The sequence below is a fragment of the Pantoea sp. ICBG 985 genome, assembly GCF_002928365.1.
GTDB classification, from domain to species: domain Bacteria; phylum Pseudomonadota; class Gammaproteobacteria; order Enterobacterales; family Enterobacteriaceae; genus Pantoea; species Pantoea dispersa.
On the sequence record NZ_POWM01000007.1, the window covers coordinates 1 to 15,393 of the forward strand.

Annotated in this window: 22 protein-coding genes; 6 read left to right on the forward strand and 16 right to left on the reverse strand. The window is 54.6% G+C overall.

Annotation, left to right across the window (positions count from 1 at the left end):
- Window positions 1–524 precede the first annotated feature (524 nt).
- Window positions 525–1,079, forward strand: a complete 555-nt coding sequence (locus C1Y42_RS18865; RefSeq protein WP_104094135.1) for a gamma carbonic anhydrase family protein — start codon at window positions 525–527, stop codon at window positions 1,077–1,079.
- On the opposite strand, the gene C1Y42_RS18870 is transcribed toward C1Y42_RS18865, so the two are convergent.
- From C1Y42_RS18870 to dprA, 6 genes are read right to left on the reverse strand one after another with little or no spacing between them, the layout of a single operon-like run.
- On the reverse strand, window positions 1,055–1,303 hold the full coding sequence (locus tag C1Y42_RS18870) for a DUF1488 domain-containing protein (RefSeq protein ID WP_058759902.1): 249 nt from the start codon (window positions 1,301–1,303) through the stop codon (window positions 1,055–1,057). The two genes, C1Y42_RS18865 and C1Y42_RS18870, sit on opposite strands and share 25 nt — an antisense overlap.
- Entirely contained in the window at window positions 1,300–2,118 is an 819-nt protein-coding gene (gene aroE, locus C1Y42_RS18875; protein ID WP_104094136.1) for a shikimate dehydrogenase, read from the reverse strand. The genes C1Y42_RS18870 and aroE overlap by 4 nt, the downstream gene beginning before the upstream one ends.
- A gap of 2 nt (window positions 2,119–2,120) precedes the next feature.
- Window positions 2,121–2,696 (reverse strand): L-threonylcarbamoyladenylate synthase type 1 TsaC, encoded by a 576-nt coding sequence (tsaC, locus tag C1Y42_RS18880; RefSeq protein ID WP_104094137.1) that lies wholly within the window; start codon window positions 2,694–2,696, stop codon window positions 2,121–2,123.
- A gap of 2 nt (window positions 2,697–2,698) precedes the next feature.
- Window positions 2,699–3,247, reverse strand: coding sequence for a type I DNA topoisomerase (locus C1Y42_RS18885; RefSeq protein WP_058782020.1), 549 nt, complete (start codon window positions 3,245–3,247; stop codon window positions 2,699–2,701).
- Window positions 3,248–3,271: 24 nt separating this feature from the next.
- A complete protein-coding gene (gene smg, locus C1Y42_RS18890; protein ID WP_031279836.1) occupies window positions 3,272–3,745 on the reverse strand; it encodes a DUF494 family protein Smg in 474 nt (157 codons plus the stop codon).
- A complete protein-coding gene (gene dprA, locus C1Y42_RS18895) occupies window positions 3,717–4,841 on the reverse strand; it encodes a DNA-protecting protein DprA (protein ID WP_104094138.1) in 1,125 nt (374 codons plus the stop codon). Before dprA ends, smg begins: the two co-directional genes overlap by 29 nt.
- Before the next feature lie 115 nt (window positions 4,842–4,956).
- Between dprA and def the strand changes: the two genes are divergently transcribed.
- From def to mscL, 5 genes are all read left to right on the forward strand, one after another.
- On the forward strand, window positions 4,957–5,469 hold the full coding sequence (gene def, locus C1Y42_RS18900) for a peptide deformylase (RefSeq protein WP_021508231.1): 513 nt from the start codon (window positions 4,957–4,959) through the stop codon (window positions 5,467–5,469).
- 21 nt (window positions 5,470–5,490) lie between these two features.
- Window positions 5,491–6,435 carry a methionyl-tRNA formyltransferase gene (gene fmt / locus C1Y42_RS18905; RefSeq protein ID WP_058759898.1) on the forward strand — a complete coding sequence of 315 codons (945 nt, stop codon included), beginning with the start codon at window positions 5,491–5,493 and terminating at the stop codon, window positions 6,433–6,435.
- A 45-nt stretch (window positions 6,436–6,480) separates the two neighbouring features.
- Complete coding sequence (gene rsmB, locus C1Y42_RS18910) at window positions 6,481–7,767, forward strand: 16S rRNA (cytosine(967)-C(5))-methyltransferase RsmB (protein WP_104094139.1); 1,287 nt, start codon at window positions 6,481–6,483, stop codon at window positions 7,765–7,767.
- A 31-nt stretch (window positions 7,768–7,798) separates the two neighbouring features.
- Window positions 7,799–9,175, forward strand: a complete 1,377-nt coding sequence (trkA, locus tag C1Y42_RS18915; RefSeq protein ID WP_021508228.1) for a Trk system potassium transporter TrkA — start codon at window positions 7,799–7,801, stop codon at window positions 9,173–9,175.
- Between the two features lie 108 nt (window positions 9,176–9,283).
- Window positions 9,284–9,694: a large-conductance mechanosensitive channel protein MscL gene (gene mscL / locus C1Y42_RS18920; protein WP_021508227.1), complete on the forward strand. Its 411-nt coding sequence runs from the start codon at window positions 9,284–9,286 to the stop codon at window positions 9,692–9,694.
- Window positions 9,695–9,713: 19 nt separating this feature from the next.
- On the opposite strand, the gene C1Y42_RS18925 is transcribed toward mscL, so the two are convergent.
- The 10 genes from C1Y42_RS18925 to secY form a co-directional block, all read right to left on the reverse strand.
- The gene (locus tag C1Y42_RS18925; RefSeq protein ID WP_021508226.1) at window positions 9,714–9,932 is read right to left on the reverse strand and encodes an alternative ribosome-rescue factor A; all 219 of its coding nucleotides are present in this window, start codon (window positions 9,930–9,932) and stop codon (window positions 9,714–9,716) included.
- 50 nt (window positions 9,933–9,982) lie between these two features.
- Entirely contained in the window at window positions 9,983–10,420 is a 438-nt protein-coding gene (gene zntR, locus C1Y42_RS18930) for a Zn(2+)-responsive transcriptional regulator (protein WP_021508225.1), read from the reverse strand.
- Between the two features lies 1 nt (window position 10,421).
- Window positions 10,422–10,793: a DUF1992 domain-containing protein gene (locus tag C1Y42_RS18935; RefSeq protein ID WP_104094140.1), complete on the reverse strand. Its 372-nt coding sequence runs from the start codon at window positions 10,791–10,793 to the stop codon at window positions 10,422–10,424.
- A gap of 111 nt (window positions 10,794–10,904) precedes the next feature.
- Complete coding sequence (gene rplQ, locus C1Y42_RS18940; protein WP_003850180.1) at window positions 10,905–11,291, reverse strand: 50S ribosomal protein L17; 387 nt, start codon at window positions 11,289–11,291, stop codon at window positions 10,905–10,907.
- 40 nt (window positions 11,292–11,331) lie between these two features.
- Window positions 11,332–12,321, reverse strand: coding sequence for a DNA-directed RNA polymerase subunit alpha (gene rpoA, locus C1Y42_RS18945; protein WP_007891688.1), 990 nt, complete (start codon window positions 12,319–12,321; stop codon window positions 11,332–11,334).
- 25 nt (window positions 12,322–12,346) lie between these two features.
- A complete protein-coding gene (gene rpsD / locus C1Y42_RS18950; RefSeq protein WP_010618555.1) occupies window positions 12,347–12,967 on the reverse strand; it encodes a 30S ribosomal protein S4 in 621 nt (206 codons plus the stop codon).
- Window positions 12,968–13,000: 33 nt separating this feature from the next.
- Window positions 13,001–13,390, reverse strand: a complete 390-nt coding sequence (rpsK, locus tag C1Y42_RS18955; protein WP_004160563.1) for a 30S ribosomal protein S11 — start codon at window positions 13,388–13,390, stop codon at window positions 13,001–13,003.
- Between the two features lie 16 nt (window positions 13,391–13,406).
- The gene (gene rpsM / locus C1Y42_RS18960; protein ID WP_021508223.1) at window positions 13,407–13,763 is read right to left on the reverse strand and encodes a 30S ribosomal protein S13; all 357 of its coding nucleotides are present in this window, start codon (window positions 13,761–13,763) and stop codon (window positions 13,407–13,409) included.
- Between the two features lie 146 nt (window positions 13,764–13,909).
- Complete coding sequence (gene rpmJ / locus C1Y42_RS18965; protein WP_071813610.1) at window positions 13,910–14,026, reverse strand: 50S ribosomal protein L36; 117 nt, start codon at window positions 14,024–14,026, stop codon at window positions 13,910–13,912.
- Window positions 14,027–14,058: 32 nt separating this feature from the next.
- Window positions 14,059–15,390: a preprotein translocase subunit SecY gene (gene secY / locus C1Y42_RS18970; protein WP_021508222.1), complete on the reverse strand. Its 1,332-nt coding sequence runs from the start codon at window positions 15,388–15,390 to the stop codon at window positions 14,059–14,061.
- Window positions 15,391–15,393 lie beyond the last annotated feature (3 nt).

Here is a 15,393-nt window from a genome sequence, read left to right on the forward strand (position 1 = left end):
TCAATCTGAGCCATGATCAAACTCTTCAATTTAAAGTTTGATTTGCTGCAACGAGTGCAGCGATGCTCTGTGAATTAAACTTCGTAATGAATTACGTGTTCACTCAGCAAAGACTTGATATTTTTTACGTCCGGAGACGCTGATATCAATCCTGCGAGTGCCCACACAGATTGTCTGATAAATTGTTAAAGAGCGGTGCGACGCGGCGTTCGGCCTTCTGTCGCGAGGTGGCGTATATTACGCTTTCCTCCTTCAGAGTCAAACACTTTTTTCAGCGTTTTTCTCCGGCGGGGTGAATCACTTCACGCCCTGCTGAGCCGCCTGCGTTGCCGCTTTGCCGTCTCAGTGGTGGCGCATTATAGGGATCCGGATTTTTTGCACAACCCCTTTTTTCGATCTTTTTTATCGACTGGCGAGTTTTCACTCTTTTCGCTGCGATCGCGAGCGATCCGCGCAAAAATCAGCTTGTTTACCCGCACCGGAAGCCGCAGGCTAGCGGGAAACATCAGAAAAGGAGAAATAGAATGTCTGTAGCCCTGCGCCCTTATAAGCAACATATTCCTCATACCGGCGAGCGTGTGATGGTGGATAGCAGTAGCGTGGTCGTTGGCGAAGTCGAGCTGGCTGATGATGTCAGCATCTGGCCACTGGTAGCAATCCGCGGTGACGTGAATAAAGTGGTGATTGGTAAACGCAGCAATATCCAGGATGGCAGCGTGCTGCACGTTACGCATAAATCCAGCAGTAATCCCGATGGCTTTCCATTGATCATCGGTGAAGACGTGACGGTGGGCCATAAAGCAATTCTGCACGGCTGCACCATTGGCAACCGCGTGCTGGTGGGTATGGGCTCGATCCTGCTGGATGGCGCGATCGTCGAAGATGAGGTGATGATTGGCGCCGGCAGCCTGGTGCCACCCGGTAAACGCCTGCAAAGCGGCTATCTCTATTTAGGCAGCCCGGTGAAGCAGATTCGGCCGCTAAGCGAAGCGGAAATAGCCGGACTGCTTTATTCGGCCAGTAATTATGTCGGCTGGAAAGATGAATATCTGGCTCAGGGCAGCCACAGCCAGCCCTGATCGTCGGCCTGCTCCGCCCGGAGCAGCTGCTCGGCCTCTTCCTCCAGATCCCAGCGATGCGCGCTAAACAGCGCCATCGCCTCTCCGGCACCAAAGCGCTGCTGCAGCGCCGGCAGCGATATTGCGCAGGTTAGTCCCATACCATTCACTAATACCGGGAACAGCACCGCCTGCCGGACTGCGTCCCAGCTTTCCCGATCGGGAAACTGGATAGCCTGATTCATGCCTGCATCGCCTGTTTAAGTTGATCGATGACCGGCGCGATCTCCGGCATAACGCCATGCCACAGCTGAAACGCATGCGCCGCCTGACCCACCAGCATGCCGAGTCCATCCGCCAGCTGCTGTGTGCCGTGCTGCTGGCACCACGCCAGAAATGGCGTCAGCCCCTGCTGATAAAACATGTCGTAACAGCGCACCTGCGCATCAATCAGCGTAACCGGCAGCGGCGGCACGTCGCCCGCTACGCCGCTGGAGGTGGCATTGATGATCAGATCAAAACGTTCGCCGGCCAGTTGATCAAAGCTCATCGCCTGGATCGCCCCACTGTGCTGGAATAGCTCAGCCAGCTGTTGCGCGCGTTCCGGCGTGCGGTTAACCACCACCAGCGCGCAGCCCGTCGAGAGCAGCGGCAGGATCACCCCACGCGCCGCGCCGCCCGCGCCCACCAGCAGAATACGATCGCCCGGCCGGATCAGCTGCAGCCGTTGCAGATCGCTCAGCAGGCCGATGCCGTCCGTGTTATCACCCAGAATCGAACCATCGGCTCGCTTCTTTAAGGTATTTACCGCGCCGGATAATGCCGCGCGTTCGCTGAGCTCATCCGCGAACTCCCATGCCTGCTGTTTAAACGGCAGCGTAACATTGGCGCCTTTGCCACCGGCCGCAAAAAACGCCTCTATCGCCTGCGGGAACCCTTCCAGCGGTGCGCAGATGCGTCCGTAAGGATGTTCAATACCGGTCTGCTCAGCAAAAGCGGCGTGAATAAACGGAGATTTGCTGTGGGCGATGGGATGACCAAAAACGGCAAACTTTTCCATAATCAGCCCTGACGAATGAGTTCACCGCTGATGGCATCGCGGATTTCAGAAGGATTCAGGCGACCGCCGGTGGCCGCCTGCAACACCGGGAACTGCGAGCCAAACTGCTCTGCCACTTCGGCGGCGCTGCGGCACGGCGGCTGACCGGTTAAATTCGCGCTGGTTGAGACCAGCGGCTTGCCAAACCCGCGGCACAGCGCCTGAACCTGCGGATGATCGCTGACGCGAATCGCCAGCGAATCAAAGCGGCCGGTTAACCAGCGCGGCGTATGCGGCGAAGCAGGCACCACATAGGTGACCGGACCCGGCCAGCTGGCAAACATACGTTCGCGCTGCAGCACGGTGAGTTCGCGATCGGCAATATAAGGCTCGAGCTGCGCATAATCAGCGGCGATCAGGATCAGCCCCTTTTCTACCGGGCGCTGTTTCAGCTCCAGCAGGGCCATCACCGCGCTTTCGCTGTCCGGATCGCAGCCAAGGCCGAATACGGCTTCGGTAGGGTAAGCAATCACTTGCTGTTGCTGAAGTTGTTCGATGCAGAAGTCGAGGCTTCCGGGTGCATGCTGGCTCTGGTTCATGATCACTCTTCATCCTGGGCGATGGGCTTGCCGCAGCGTTTGCTGGCGCAGAAGCGCTTCATGCCCTGTGCGGTTTTCTTTTCTATTAATAACGGGAACTGGCAATGGGGGCAGACACCTTCCAGCGGCGTGGCGTTGATCGCGAACTGGCAGTCGGGATATCGATCGCAGGCATGGAAGGTTTTGCCATAGCGTGAACGGCGCTGCACCAGCTTGCCGCTGGCGCACTGCGGGCAGGCAATTGCGGTTTCGTCCGGCTTATCGATGGTTTCCGTGTAATCACACTCCGGATAGTGGCTACAGCCGACAAACATGCCGAATCGCCCCTGGCGCAGCACTTTGTCCGCACCACACTGCGGGCAGGCATGGCCTTCCAGCACTTTGACAATATGGCCATCACCCTGACTTTTCAGCGGGCGGATATAGTCACAGGTTGGATAATTCACACAGCCGAGAAAAGGCCCGTGTTTGCCGGCACGTATCACTAATTCTGCCCCGCAGGCGGGGCAGGGATCGTGTTTACGCACGGTAAATAGTGCTGATTTACTCATATTACCGAATGCATTAATCGCAAATTAATGCAGCATACCTTCATTGACGTCGAATAACAGTTCTTCCATCTGCTGATAGGCATTTTCACACCCGGGGATGTTAAACAGCACCATCAGCACCACCCATTTGAGATCTTCCAGATCGAATTCCAGCGTATCAAGCGCCATAACCCGTTCGATGACCATTTCGCGCGTTTCCATATTCAGCACCTGGATTTGTTCCAGGAACAGAATAAAACCACGACACTCGGCATCTAAACGCTGGCTCTCTTCTTCCGTGTAGATTCGCATGGAGAGCGGATCGTTAGCCAGCAACACTGGCGCGACCAGGCCATCCTGATAATCCGCTAACCGCTCAAGCCAATTCAACGCATTGTAGATATCTTCGCGATGAAAACCGGCATCGGTTAAGTCATCGGTCAATTTATCCTGGTCAACGCGCATTTCAGCCTCGTTGTGGATATACGTCTCAAACAAGTACATAAGTACGTCGAACATGGCATGCCCTCCTCAATCGGACATAGCCGCCGGGTACAGCTGCGATCCATCCTGCTAACTCCAGCTCCAGCAATTGCGCTGCGATAACTGGCACAGGTTGGCCGGCACGTTCAGCGACGACGTCAACAGGTGTAACCTCATCACCTACGTTAGCCAACACGCTGGGAAATGGCAATGGCACATCATCACTGAGTTGTGAATATATTGTTTCTGAGATGCTGGCCGGCAACCATTGCAGGGCAGAATGCAGATCCTCAAGGATATTGTTGGGATGCGCCACCAGTAGCGCCCCCTGCTGAATCAGCCAGTGCGTGCCTTCACAGCCAGGATTACCCAGCGCGCCAGGCAACGCATACACGTTACGGTTTTGTTCCAGCGCATACCGCGCCGTTACCAGCGAGCCACTCTTCAGTGACGCTTCAACCACCAGCACGCCATGACTCAGGCCGCTGATAATACGATTACGCCGCGGAAAATTTACCGCATGGGGCGCCATCGACAGCGGCAGTTCTGAAACCAGCGCGCCGCCGCTGGCGATGATCTCCTGTGCCAGCGGCTGATGGCTTTTCGGATAGAGATGATTCAGCCCGCTGCCCAGCACGGCCAGAGTTTTGCCCTGCACTTCCAGCGCGGCACGATGCGCCACGCCATCAATACCGCGCGCCAGCCCGCTGGTGATGGTCAAACCGCTTAGCGCCAGCTGCTGGGTAAACCAGCTGCCCCATTCTCTGCCATACGGCGAACAGTGACGACTGCCGACCACCGCCAGCTGCGGTGTCGCGAGTGCAGAGAGGTCACCCGCTATATAAAGGGCAGCCGGATAGCGGCTGATTTCCCGCAGCCGGGCGGGATAATGTGCATCGGCGCAGGCAATCAGATGATGTTGCGCCTGTTGCAGCCAACGCTGCGTTTTTTCCAGCTGGCGTGGACAGAGGGCGAGAAACTGCTGCCGCTGCGTGTCGTCCAGCCCGTGCTGCTGCAGCCACGCGTCGTCAACGTGGCTGGCGGCCAGAAGCGCCATGATGAACTGATGGGCGCGCTCACCGCTTAAACCCCAGACGTAAGTCAGCCTGATAATCCTTTCACTGCGTTCCATGCTGCGCTCCCTGTCAGCCGTGCTCTGATGCGGCACAATGCTGTCAATCAGGCCCCAAAAAGTCTACAATATGAGGCAGTAATCTTTTCTTTAACGCATACAGATCTGGATATTTATGTCAGTTTTGCAGGTATTACATTTCCCTGACGATCGCCTTCGCAAAATTGCTGCACCCGTTGCGGCTGTGAATGCTGACGTTCAGCGTATTGTCGACGATATGTTTGAGACCATGTACGCCGAAGAAGGCATTGGTCTGGCGGCGACGCAGGTGGATATTCACCAGCGCATCATCGTGATTGATGTTTCTGAAAGCCGCGAAGAGCGCCTGGTGCTGATTAACCCGGAGCTGCTGGAAAAAAGCGGCGAAACTGGTATCGAAGAGGGTTGCCTGTCGATCCCGGAACAGCGGGCGTTTGTGCCGCGTGCCGAGCGGGTCAAAGTGCGCGCGCTGGATCGCGACGGTAACAGCTTCGAGCTGGAAACCGATGGTCTGCTGGCGATCTGCATTCAGCATGAGATCGACCATCTCGACGGTAAACTGTTTATTGATTATCTGTCGCCGCTGAAGCGTCAGCGTATTAAACAGAAACTGGAAAAACTGGCCCGCCAGAATGCGCGCGCATCCTGAGAGCGAACAGAAGGTTGAACTGTGTCTGCACCGTTAAAAATCATCTTTGCCGGTACTCCTGACTTCGCAGCGCGTCATCTCGACGCGCTGCTTGCTTCTGAGCATCAGGTGGTTGGCGTCTTTACTCAGCCCGACCGCCCTGCCGGACGTGGCAATAAACTCACGCCGGGCCCGGTAAAAGTGCTGGCTCAGGCGCATGATATCCCCGTGTTTCAGCCAAAGTCCCTGAAGCCGGAAGAGAATCAGCAGCTGGTTGCCGGGCTACAGGCCGATGTGATGGTAGTGGTCGCTTATGGTCTGATCCTGCCTCAGGCGGTGCTGACGATGCCGCGTCTTGGCTGCATCAACGTACACGGCTCGCTGCTGCCGCGCTGGCGCGGTGCGGCACCGATTCAGCGCTCACTGTGGGCCGGCGATAACGAAACCGGTGTGACCATCATGCAGATGGACGTGGGTCTGGATACCGGCGATATGCTGCACAAAATAACCTGCCCGATTAATGCCGACGATACCAGCGCATCGCTGTACGACAAGCTGGCGCAGCTGGGCCCGCAGGGGATGCTGACCACGCTCAGTCTGCTGGCCGCCGGCAGCGCGCAGCCCGAAGTGCAGGATGAGACCCTGGTAACTTACGCGGAAAAGCTCAGCAAAGAAGAGGCACGTCTTGACTGGTCGCTCTCTGCTGTTCAGCTGGAACGGTGCATTCGCGCCTTCAATCCGTGGCCGGTAAGTTATTTCCTTATCGACGATCAGCCGGTCAAAGTCTGGCAGGCCAGCGTGTTACCGCACCGCAGCGCCCAGCCGGGAGAAATTCTGCAGGCTGACAAACACGGCATCCAGATCGCGACCGCTGATGGCGTGCTGAATCTGCTCTCATTGCAGCCTGCCGGCAAAAAAGCCATGGCGGCGCAGGATCTGCTCAATTCGCGTCGTGAATGGTTTACACCCGGCACCGTTCTGGCCTGATTCTCCAGCCCGGTCTTCGCCGGGCTTTTTGTTTGATGAATGAATATGAAAAAAGCGACCAACCTGCGCAGCCTTGCCGCGCAACTGATTGAACGCGTAGTGGATAAAGGGGAATCGCTGAGCGCGATTCTGCCCGCTGCGCAAAAAACGCTGGCAAACAACGATGGCGCGCTGCTGCAGGAGTTGTGTTTTGGCGTGACGCGCACGCTGCCGCAGCTGGAAGCGTTAATTAACAAGCTGATGGCGCGGCCGTTAACCGGCAAACAGCGCGTGCTGCACTATCTGATCATGGTGGGCCTGTATCAGCTGCTGTATACCCGCGTTCCGCCGCACGCCGCGCTGGCCGAAACCGTGGCCGGGGCTGAAGCACTGAAGCGGGCAAATCTGAAAGGCTTACTTAACGGCGTGCTGCGTCAGTTCCAGCGTCAGCAGGACGCACTGCTGGCAGAGGTCAATCAGGGCCCGCAGCGCTACTGGCATCCGGGCTGGCTGCTGAAACGGTTGCAGACCGCGTGGCCGGAGCAGTGGCAGCAGATTGTGGAAGCAAACAATCAGCGACCGCCAATGTGGCTGCGCGTGAATCGTCAGCATCACAGCCGTGACGCCTGGCTGGCGTTATTAACCCAGCAGAATCAAAATGCGTTTAGTGCTGACGCGCCGGATGCGCTGCGTCTTGAAGCACCGGCTCCGGTCAGTCAGCTGCCAGGCTTTGAGCAGGGCTGGGTGACGGTGCAGGATCTCTCTGCTCAGCGTTGTGCCCTGCTGCTGGCGCCGGAAAACGGCGAAACCATTCTCGACCTGTGCGCTGCGCCCGGCGGCAAAACCACCCATATTCTCGAAATTGCGCCGCAGGCCCGCGTGATGGCGGTGGATATCGATGCGCAGCGCCTGTCGCGCGTGACGGAAAACCTGCAGCGTCTGGGGATGCAGGCTGATGTGCGTCAGGGCGATGGCCGCACGCCAGCGGCCTGGTGCGACGAGCAGCAATTCGACCGCATCCTGCTGGATGCGCCCTGCTCGGCCACCGGCGTTATTCGACGCCATCCGGATATCAAATGGCTACGCCGCGATTGTGATATAGACGAACTCGCCGCGCTACAGCGTGAGATTCTGGCGGCCATCTGGCCACGCCTGAAATCGGGCGGTACGCTGCTTTATGCCACCTGCTCAGTGCTGCCGCAGGAGAACCAGCAGCAGATCGATGCTTTCCTCGCGACGCATGACGATGCGGTGCCGCAGGCACTGCCACAGGGGCAACTTAACGGCTGGCAGGTTTTCCCTGCCATCGATGGCGGCGACGGTTTCTTCTACGCTAAGCTGATGAAAAAATAGTGCAGCGCACAGTGACAAGAGCAACGTATCCATGAAAATTATTATCCTCGGCGCCGGCCAGGTGGGCGGCACGCTTGCTGAAAACCTGGTGGGCGAAAATAATGACATCACCGTGGTTGATAGCGATCCCTCACGCTTACGCGTGCTGCAGGATAAGTTTGACCTGCGCGTGGTGCAGGGCCATGGTTCGCACCCGCGCGTGTTGCGTGAAGCCGGCGCCGAAGATGCGGATATGCTGGTGGCGGTCACCAGTTCTGACGAAACCAACATGATTGCCTGTCAGATTGCTTACTCGCTGTTTAACACGCCAAACCGCATTGCCCGTATCCGCGCCGCCGATTATCTGCGCGATGCGGAAAAGCTGTTCGTGCCGGAAGCGGTACCCATCGACCATTTGATCTCGCCTGAACAGCTGGTAATCGACAACATCTATCGGCTCATTCAGTACCCTGGCGCGTTACAGGTGGTGAATTTTGCCGAGGGCAAAGTCAGCCTGGCGGTGGTCAAAGCCTATTACGGCGGACCACTGGTGGGCAATCCGCTGTCGATCCTGCGTGAGCACATGCCGCATATCGATACCCGCGTAGCCGCGATTTTCCGTCAGGATCGCCCGATCCGCCCGCAGGGATCGACGATCGTCGAAGCTGGCGATGAAGTGTTTTTTATTGCCGCCAGTCAGCATATTCGTGCGGTGATGAGCGAGATGCAGCGGCTCGAAAAGCCCTATAAACGCATTATGCTGGTCGGCGGCGGTAATATCGGCTTTGGCCTGGCGCAGCGGCTGGAAAAGCAGTACAGCGTTAAGCTGATTGAGCGTAATCAGCAGCGCGCGGCTGAACTGGCTGAACATCTGCAGGATACCATCGTGTTCTATGGCGATGCCTCGGATCAGGAACTGCTGGCAGAAGAGCATGTCGATCAGGTCGATCTGTTTATCGCCGTCACTAACGACGATGAAGCCAATATCATGTCAGCGATGCTGGCCAAAAAGATGGGCGCGAAAAAGGTGATGGTGCTGATCCAGCGTCGCGCCTATGTCGATCTGGTGCAGGGCAGCGTGATCGACATTGCGATCTCTCCGCAGCAGGCCACAATTTCTGCGCTGCTTGGCCACGTGCGCAAAGCCGATATTGTCGGCGTCTCTTCACTGCGCCGCGGTATTGCGGAAGCCATCGAGGCCATTGCCCACGGTGATGAAACCACTTCGCGCGTGGTCGGCCGCCTGATTGAAGATATTAAACTGCCGCCGGGCACAATTATCGGCGCGGTGGTGCGTGGTGATGACGTGATCATCGCCAATGATAATGTGCGTATTGAGCAAGGCGACCACGTGATCATGTTCCTCACCGACAAAAAGTTTGTGCCGGACGTTGAGCGTCTGTTCCAGCCGAGCCCGTTCTTCCTGTAACGGGTTGTGATTGGGCTGCAGTGAGAGTGGTGTTTAATCCATTGTTATAATGGCAATTACACGAAGGTTTGTTAGACTTTAGCCACTGGCCAAGGCAAGGAGATAACAATGAGTTTATTCAAAGAGTTTCGTGATTTTGCGATGCGCGGCAACGTGGTGGACCTGGCGGTCGGTGTGATCATCGGTGCTGCGTTCGGTAAGATCGTATCGTCACTGGTTGCGAACATCATTATGCCACCGCTCGGTTTACTGATTGGCGGCGTCGACTTTAAGCAGTTTAAATGGGTACTCAAGCCAGCAGAGGGCGATATTCCAGCGGTGGTGATGGAGTACGGTAACTTTATTCAGACGGTATTTGACTTCATCATCGTGGCGTTTGCTATCTTCATTGCCATCAAAGTAATGAATAAACTGTATAAAAAGAAAGAAGTGGAAAAACCAGCGCCTAAACCGACTAATGAAGAAGTGCTGCTGACCGAGATTCGCGACCTGCTTAAGCAACAAAATAATAAAGTGTGATAAATAAAAGCCGCCAGTTTCAGGCGGCTTTTTTATCACTAAAGCAGAAGGCCAGAGGTAAACACTGTTGCTTACCGCTGGCCTCCTGATTCGCTCCCTTCGCGTGTTTATCTTTACGCCGGTAGCTGCCTTTCCCCTTCTGATTGCGCTCAACACGCTGGCGATACAGCGGATCGTGTAATAGGGCTTCCAGGGCGTTATCGTTAATTTTGCCTTTTCGATGCTGATAGTGACTCATATCGTCCTCCGGTTAGTGATGGCGCAACTATAGTCCCTGCGCGCCAGAATTCAATCCTTGCTACAACAAATTTCAGGATGCGGATCTTCACCGGTTTCCAGTGCCTCGAGGATCGAACAGCAGGCGCTACTGTGCCGGTCGCCACAACAGGTTTCCGCCAGCCGTTGCAGTGAGCGCTGAATGGTTTGCAGTTCGCCAATCATACTGTTCACCTCATCCAGCCGTTTCGCCACGATCGCTTTTGACTCTTCACAGGTATGATGCTCTGGATCGATGCGGATCGACAGCAGGTCGCGGATCGATTCCAGGCTGAAACCAAGCTGCCGGCCGTAACGGATAAAACGCAGGCGCTGCAGATCGTTATCGCTGTACAGGCGGAAGCCGCCCTCGGTGCGTACCTCATGATCCATCATCTGCTGCTTTTCATAAAAGCGGATGGTGTCCGGCGTCACGTCCGCCAGTTTTGCCAGCTGGCCAATGCGATACATACTATTTCTCCTGCTGTAGCCGCTGACCGATCGCCGGGCGGTATTCGCCACGCAGAAAATCGGTGCTCATGCCAGCCTGCTGCAGTTTCATCTCCAGCAGCGTCAGGCGTTTGGCCAGTTCGCGCGCCTCGCAGTCATCAGGATCGAGTTCGCGAAGCAGATCGCTCAGTGCCAGCGCGTCGCGGCGCATCTCCAGTTCCGGAGGGAGATAGCCGGCGTTTTTCAGCAGTCGCCAGGCACTGCGCAATTCCGCCGGCACACCACTGTCATCGTCCAGCGCGAGCGGCGCACCCTCACCAGGCAGATTGCTCAGCTCACCCTTTTCCTGAGCGGCGCGGATGTGTTGCTCAGCCAGCTGATCGATAAGCCACATAGAAACCTCCTGCAGGCATGTCTGCCAACAGCATAGCGAATGGAGGGGAAATAGGAAGAAATGACAGGCAATAAAAAACCCGCCGAAGCGGGTTTTTTACGTTACTGCAAATTACTCTGCAGCAGCTTCTGCTTGAGCTTCTGGACGATCAACCAGCTCGATGTATGCCATCGGAGCGTTGTCACCAGCACGGAAGCCACACTTCAGAATGCGAGTGTAACCACCGGCACGGCTCGCGAAACGCGGGCCCAGCTCGTTAAACAGTTTTGCCACGATCTCGTTATCACGAGTACGGGCGAATGCCAGACGACGATTAGCTACGCTGTCGGTCTTGGCAAGAGTAATCAGCGGCTCAACTACGCGACGCAGCTCTTTGGCTTTCGGCAGAGTCGTCTTAATGATCTCATGACGAACCAGAGAACCAGCCATGTTGCGGAACATAGCCTGACGATGGCTGCTGTTGCGGTTCAGTTGACGACCACTCTTACGATGGCGCATGACCTTATCCTTCTCAGTGAAACCTTAACCTGCGATCCGGTTATTCATCAGCAATGCTTGCCGGTGGCCAGTTTTCCAGGCGCATGCCCAGAGACAGACCACGTGATGCGAGCACGTCTTTAATCTCGGTAAGAGATTTTTTACCTAGGTTAGGCGTTTTAAGCAGCTCAACCTCGGTACGCTGTACCAGATCACCGATGTAGTGGATAGCTTCTGCCTTGAGGCAGTTAGCAGAGCGGACAGTCAATTCCAGATCGTCAACAGGGCGCAGCAGGATCGGATCGAATTCTGGTTTCTCTTCTTTGACTTCCGGCTGACGTACATCACGTAAGTCAACGAAAGCTTCCAGTTGTTCTGCCAGGATGGTCGCCGCACGACGAATCGCCTCTTCAGGATCGATTGTGCCGTTGGTTTCCATTTCGATGACCAGCTTGTCCAGGTCGGTGCGCTGTTCTACACGCGCTGCTTCAACATTGTAGGCGATACGGTCTACAGGGCTGTAGCAAGCGTCAACCAACAGACGGCCGATTGGGCGCTCATCTTCTTCCGAATGAATTCGGGCAGAAGCCGGCACATAACCACGACCACGCTGAACTTTGATACGCATGCTAATAGACGCGTTTTCATCGGTCAGATGGCAGATCACATGCTGCGGCTTGACGATTTCGACATCACCGTCGTGGGTAATGTCGGCTGCAGTCACAGGGCCAATGCCAGATTTATTCAGAGTGAGGATGACTTCATCTTTACCCTGAACTCTTACCGCCAGCCCTTTCAGATTGAGCAGGATTTCCAGGATATCTTCCTGTACGCCCTCTTTGGTGGAGTACTCGTGCAGCACGCCATCAATCTCAACCTCGGTCACCGCGCAACCCGGCATGGAAGAAAGCAGAATACGGCGCAGTGCGTTACCAAGAGTATGGCCAAAGCCACGCTCTAACGGCTCAAGGGTCACCTTGGCGTGCGTCGAACTCACTTGCTCGATATCTACCAGGCGCGGTTTTAGAAACTCTGTCACAGAACCCTGCATTGTGTCCTCTCTTTGGTACTAAGCTTTACTTAGAGTAAAGCTCGACGATCAGGTGTTCGTTAATGTCCGCAGACAGATCGGTACGCTCAGGAATACGCTTGAACACACCTTCCATCTTAGTCGCATCAACTTCCAGCCAGGTTGGCTTTTCACGCTGCTCAGCCAGCTCCAGAGCGGCCTTCACGCGAGATTGCTTTTTGGCTTTCTCACGGATGCTTACGACATCATTCGGAGATACCTGATAAGAAGCGATGTTAACAACGCGACCGTTTACCATTACAGATTTGTGGCTAACCAGCTGACGTGCTTCTGCACGAGTGGCACCAAAGCCCATACGGTAAACTACGTTATCCAGACGACCTTCCAGCAGAGCTAACAGGTTTTCACCGGTGTTGCCTTTCAGACGCGCTGCTTCTTTATAGTAGTTACGGAACTGACGCTCCAGCACGCCGTAGATACGACGAACTTTTTGCTTTTCACGTAACTGGCCGCCGTAATCAGACAGACGCGGTTTACGCGCACCATGCTGACCAGGGGCTTGTTCAATTTTGCACTTGGAATCAATCGCGCGAACGCCAGACTTAAGGAATAAGTCAGTGCCCTCACGACGGCTCAGCTTGAGCTTAGGACCCAAATATCTTGCCATTTTCTTTCTCCAACTAACCTAAAAAACGGAACGTTAAACGCGACGTTTTTTCGGCGGACGACAACCGTTGTGAGGGATCGGAGTCACATCAGTAATATTAGTGATGCGGAAACCAGCGGCGTTCAGAGCACGAATAGTAGATTCGCGGCCTGGACCCGGACCCTTAACCATAACTTCCAGGTTCTTAATACCGTAATCTTTCACCGCTTCTGCACAGCGCTCTGCAGCGACCTGAGCAGCAAACGGAGTAGATTTACGTGAACCGCGGAAACCGGAACCACCGGCGGTTGCCCAACCCAGTGCGTTACCCTGACGATCAGTAATAGTAACGATGGTGTTGTTAAAAGACGCATGGACATGAGCCACGCCATCTGAGACTTGTTTTCTTACACGCTTACGTGCACGAACTGGTGCCTTTGCCATTATTTACTCACCCCGATTATTTCTTGATCGGTTTACGCGGACCCTTACGGGTACGTGCGTTGGTCTTAGTACGCTGACCGCGCACCGGCAGACCACGACGATGGCGTAAACCACGGTAGCAACCAAGGTCCATCAGACGCTTGATGCTCAGGGTGATTTCACGGCGCAGATCACCTTCAACAACGAATTTACCAACTGCTTCACGCAGCTGATCAATTTGTTCTTCAGACAGCTCACTGATCTTAACATTTTCAGCGATGCCCGTTTCAGCACAGATGGCTTTAGAACGGGTTTTGCCGATACCGAAGATCGAAGTTAATGCGATAACGGTATGTTTTTGATCAGGAATGTTAATGCCTGCTATACGGGCCACTATGCACTCCTATAATTAAATAAATGCGTACCATGCTGAAAAGCCCGTTTTCAGGATACTCAAATGGAAACGCATCGACATACAAAAGATTGGCTGGCTAATCTAGCCAGCTCAACCCGACTTTGCAAGAAAAATATGTGACTTAATCAGCCCTGGCGCTGTTTATGCTTAGGCTCGGAGCTGCAGATCACACGTACGACACCGTCGCGACGAATGATTTTGCAGTTACGACATAATTTCTTGACGGAAGCACGAACTTTCATTTTTACTCTCCGTAACTTCTCAAGCTACTGAATTAACGGCCATAGCCTTTCAGGTTAGCTTTCTTCAATGCAGACTCGTACTGACTGGACATCATCAGAGTTTGCACTTGAGCCATAAAGTCCATGATGACAACCACTACAATCAGCAGCGAGGTGCCGCCAAAGTAGAAGGGAACCTTCATGGCATCACGCATGAACTCCGGGATCAGGCAGATAAAAGTAATATACAGTGCGCCGATTAAGGTCAGACGTGTCATTACTTTATCGATGTACTTCGCCGTTTGCTCTCCCGGACGAATTCCCGGTACGAATGCACCAGACTTCTTCAGGTTATCTGCTGTTTCACGCGGGTTGAAAACCAACGCCGTGTAGAAGAAACAGAAGAAGATGATTGCAGTCGCATAGAGTAGCACATAAAGCGGCTGTCCTGGCTGCAAATACAGCGAAATTGTTGTCAGCCAGTTCCAACCGGTACCGCCCCCGAACCAGGATGCTATCGTCGCCGGGAACAGGATAATGCTGGAAGCAAAGATGGCTGGGATTACGCCCGCCATGTTCACTTTCAACGGTAAATGTGTGCTCTGTGCAGCATATACACGACGACCTTGCTGACGTTTAGCGTAGTTGACCACAATGCGGCGCTGGCCACGCTCAACGAAAATAACAAAGAACGTCACTGCAAATACAAGAACTGCAACCAACAGCAACAGAAGGAAGTGCAGGTCGCCTTGCCGCGCTTGCTCGATGGTATGGCCAATGGCCGGCGGTAAACCCGCAACAATACCCGCGAAGATAATGATCGAAATACCGTTACCGATACCTCGTTCAGTAATCTGTTCGCCCAGCCACATCAGGAACATAGTTCCGGTAACCAGACTTACAACAGCGGTAAAGTAGAAAGCAAAGCCTGGATTTAATACCAGGCCCTGCATTCCAGGCATATTCGGCAGACCGGTAGCAATACCGATCGACTGGAATATAGCCAGAACCAGTGTGCCGTAGCGAGTGTACTGGCTGATCTTACGACGACCAGCTTCACCCTCTTTCTTAATCTCGGCCAACGCGGGATGAACCACCGTCAGCAGCTGGATAATAATAGAGGCCGAAATATACGGCATAATACCCAGCGCGAAGATTGAGGCACGACTGAGAGCACCACCAGAGAACATGTTAAACATTTCAATGATGGTGCCACGCTGTTGCTCAAGCAGTTTGGCAAGTACAGTGGCATCGATACCGGGGATTGGAATAAAAGAGCCAATACGGAAGACAATCAGTGCACCGATTACAAACAACAGTCTGCGCTTCAGTTCACCAAAGCCACCTTTGGCACTTTGAAAATCTAATCCCGGTTGCTTTGCCATCTG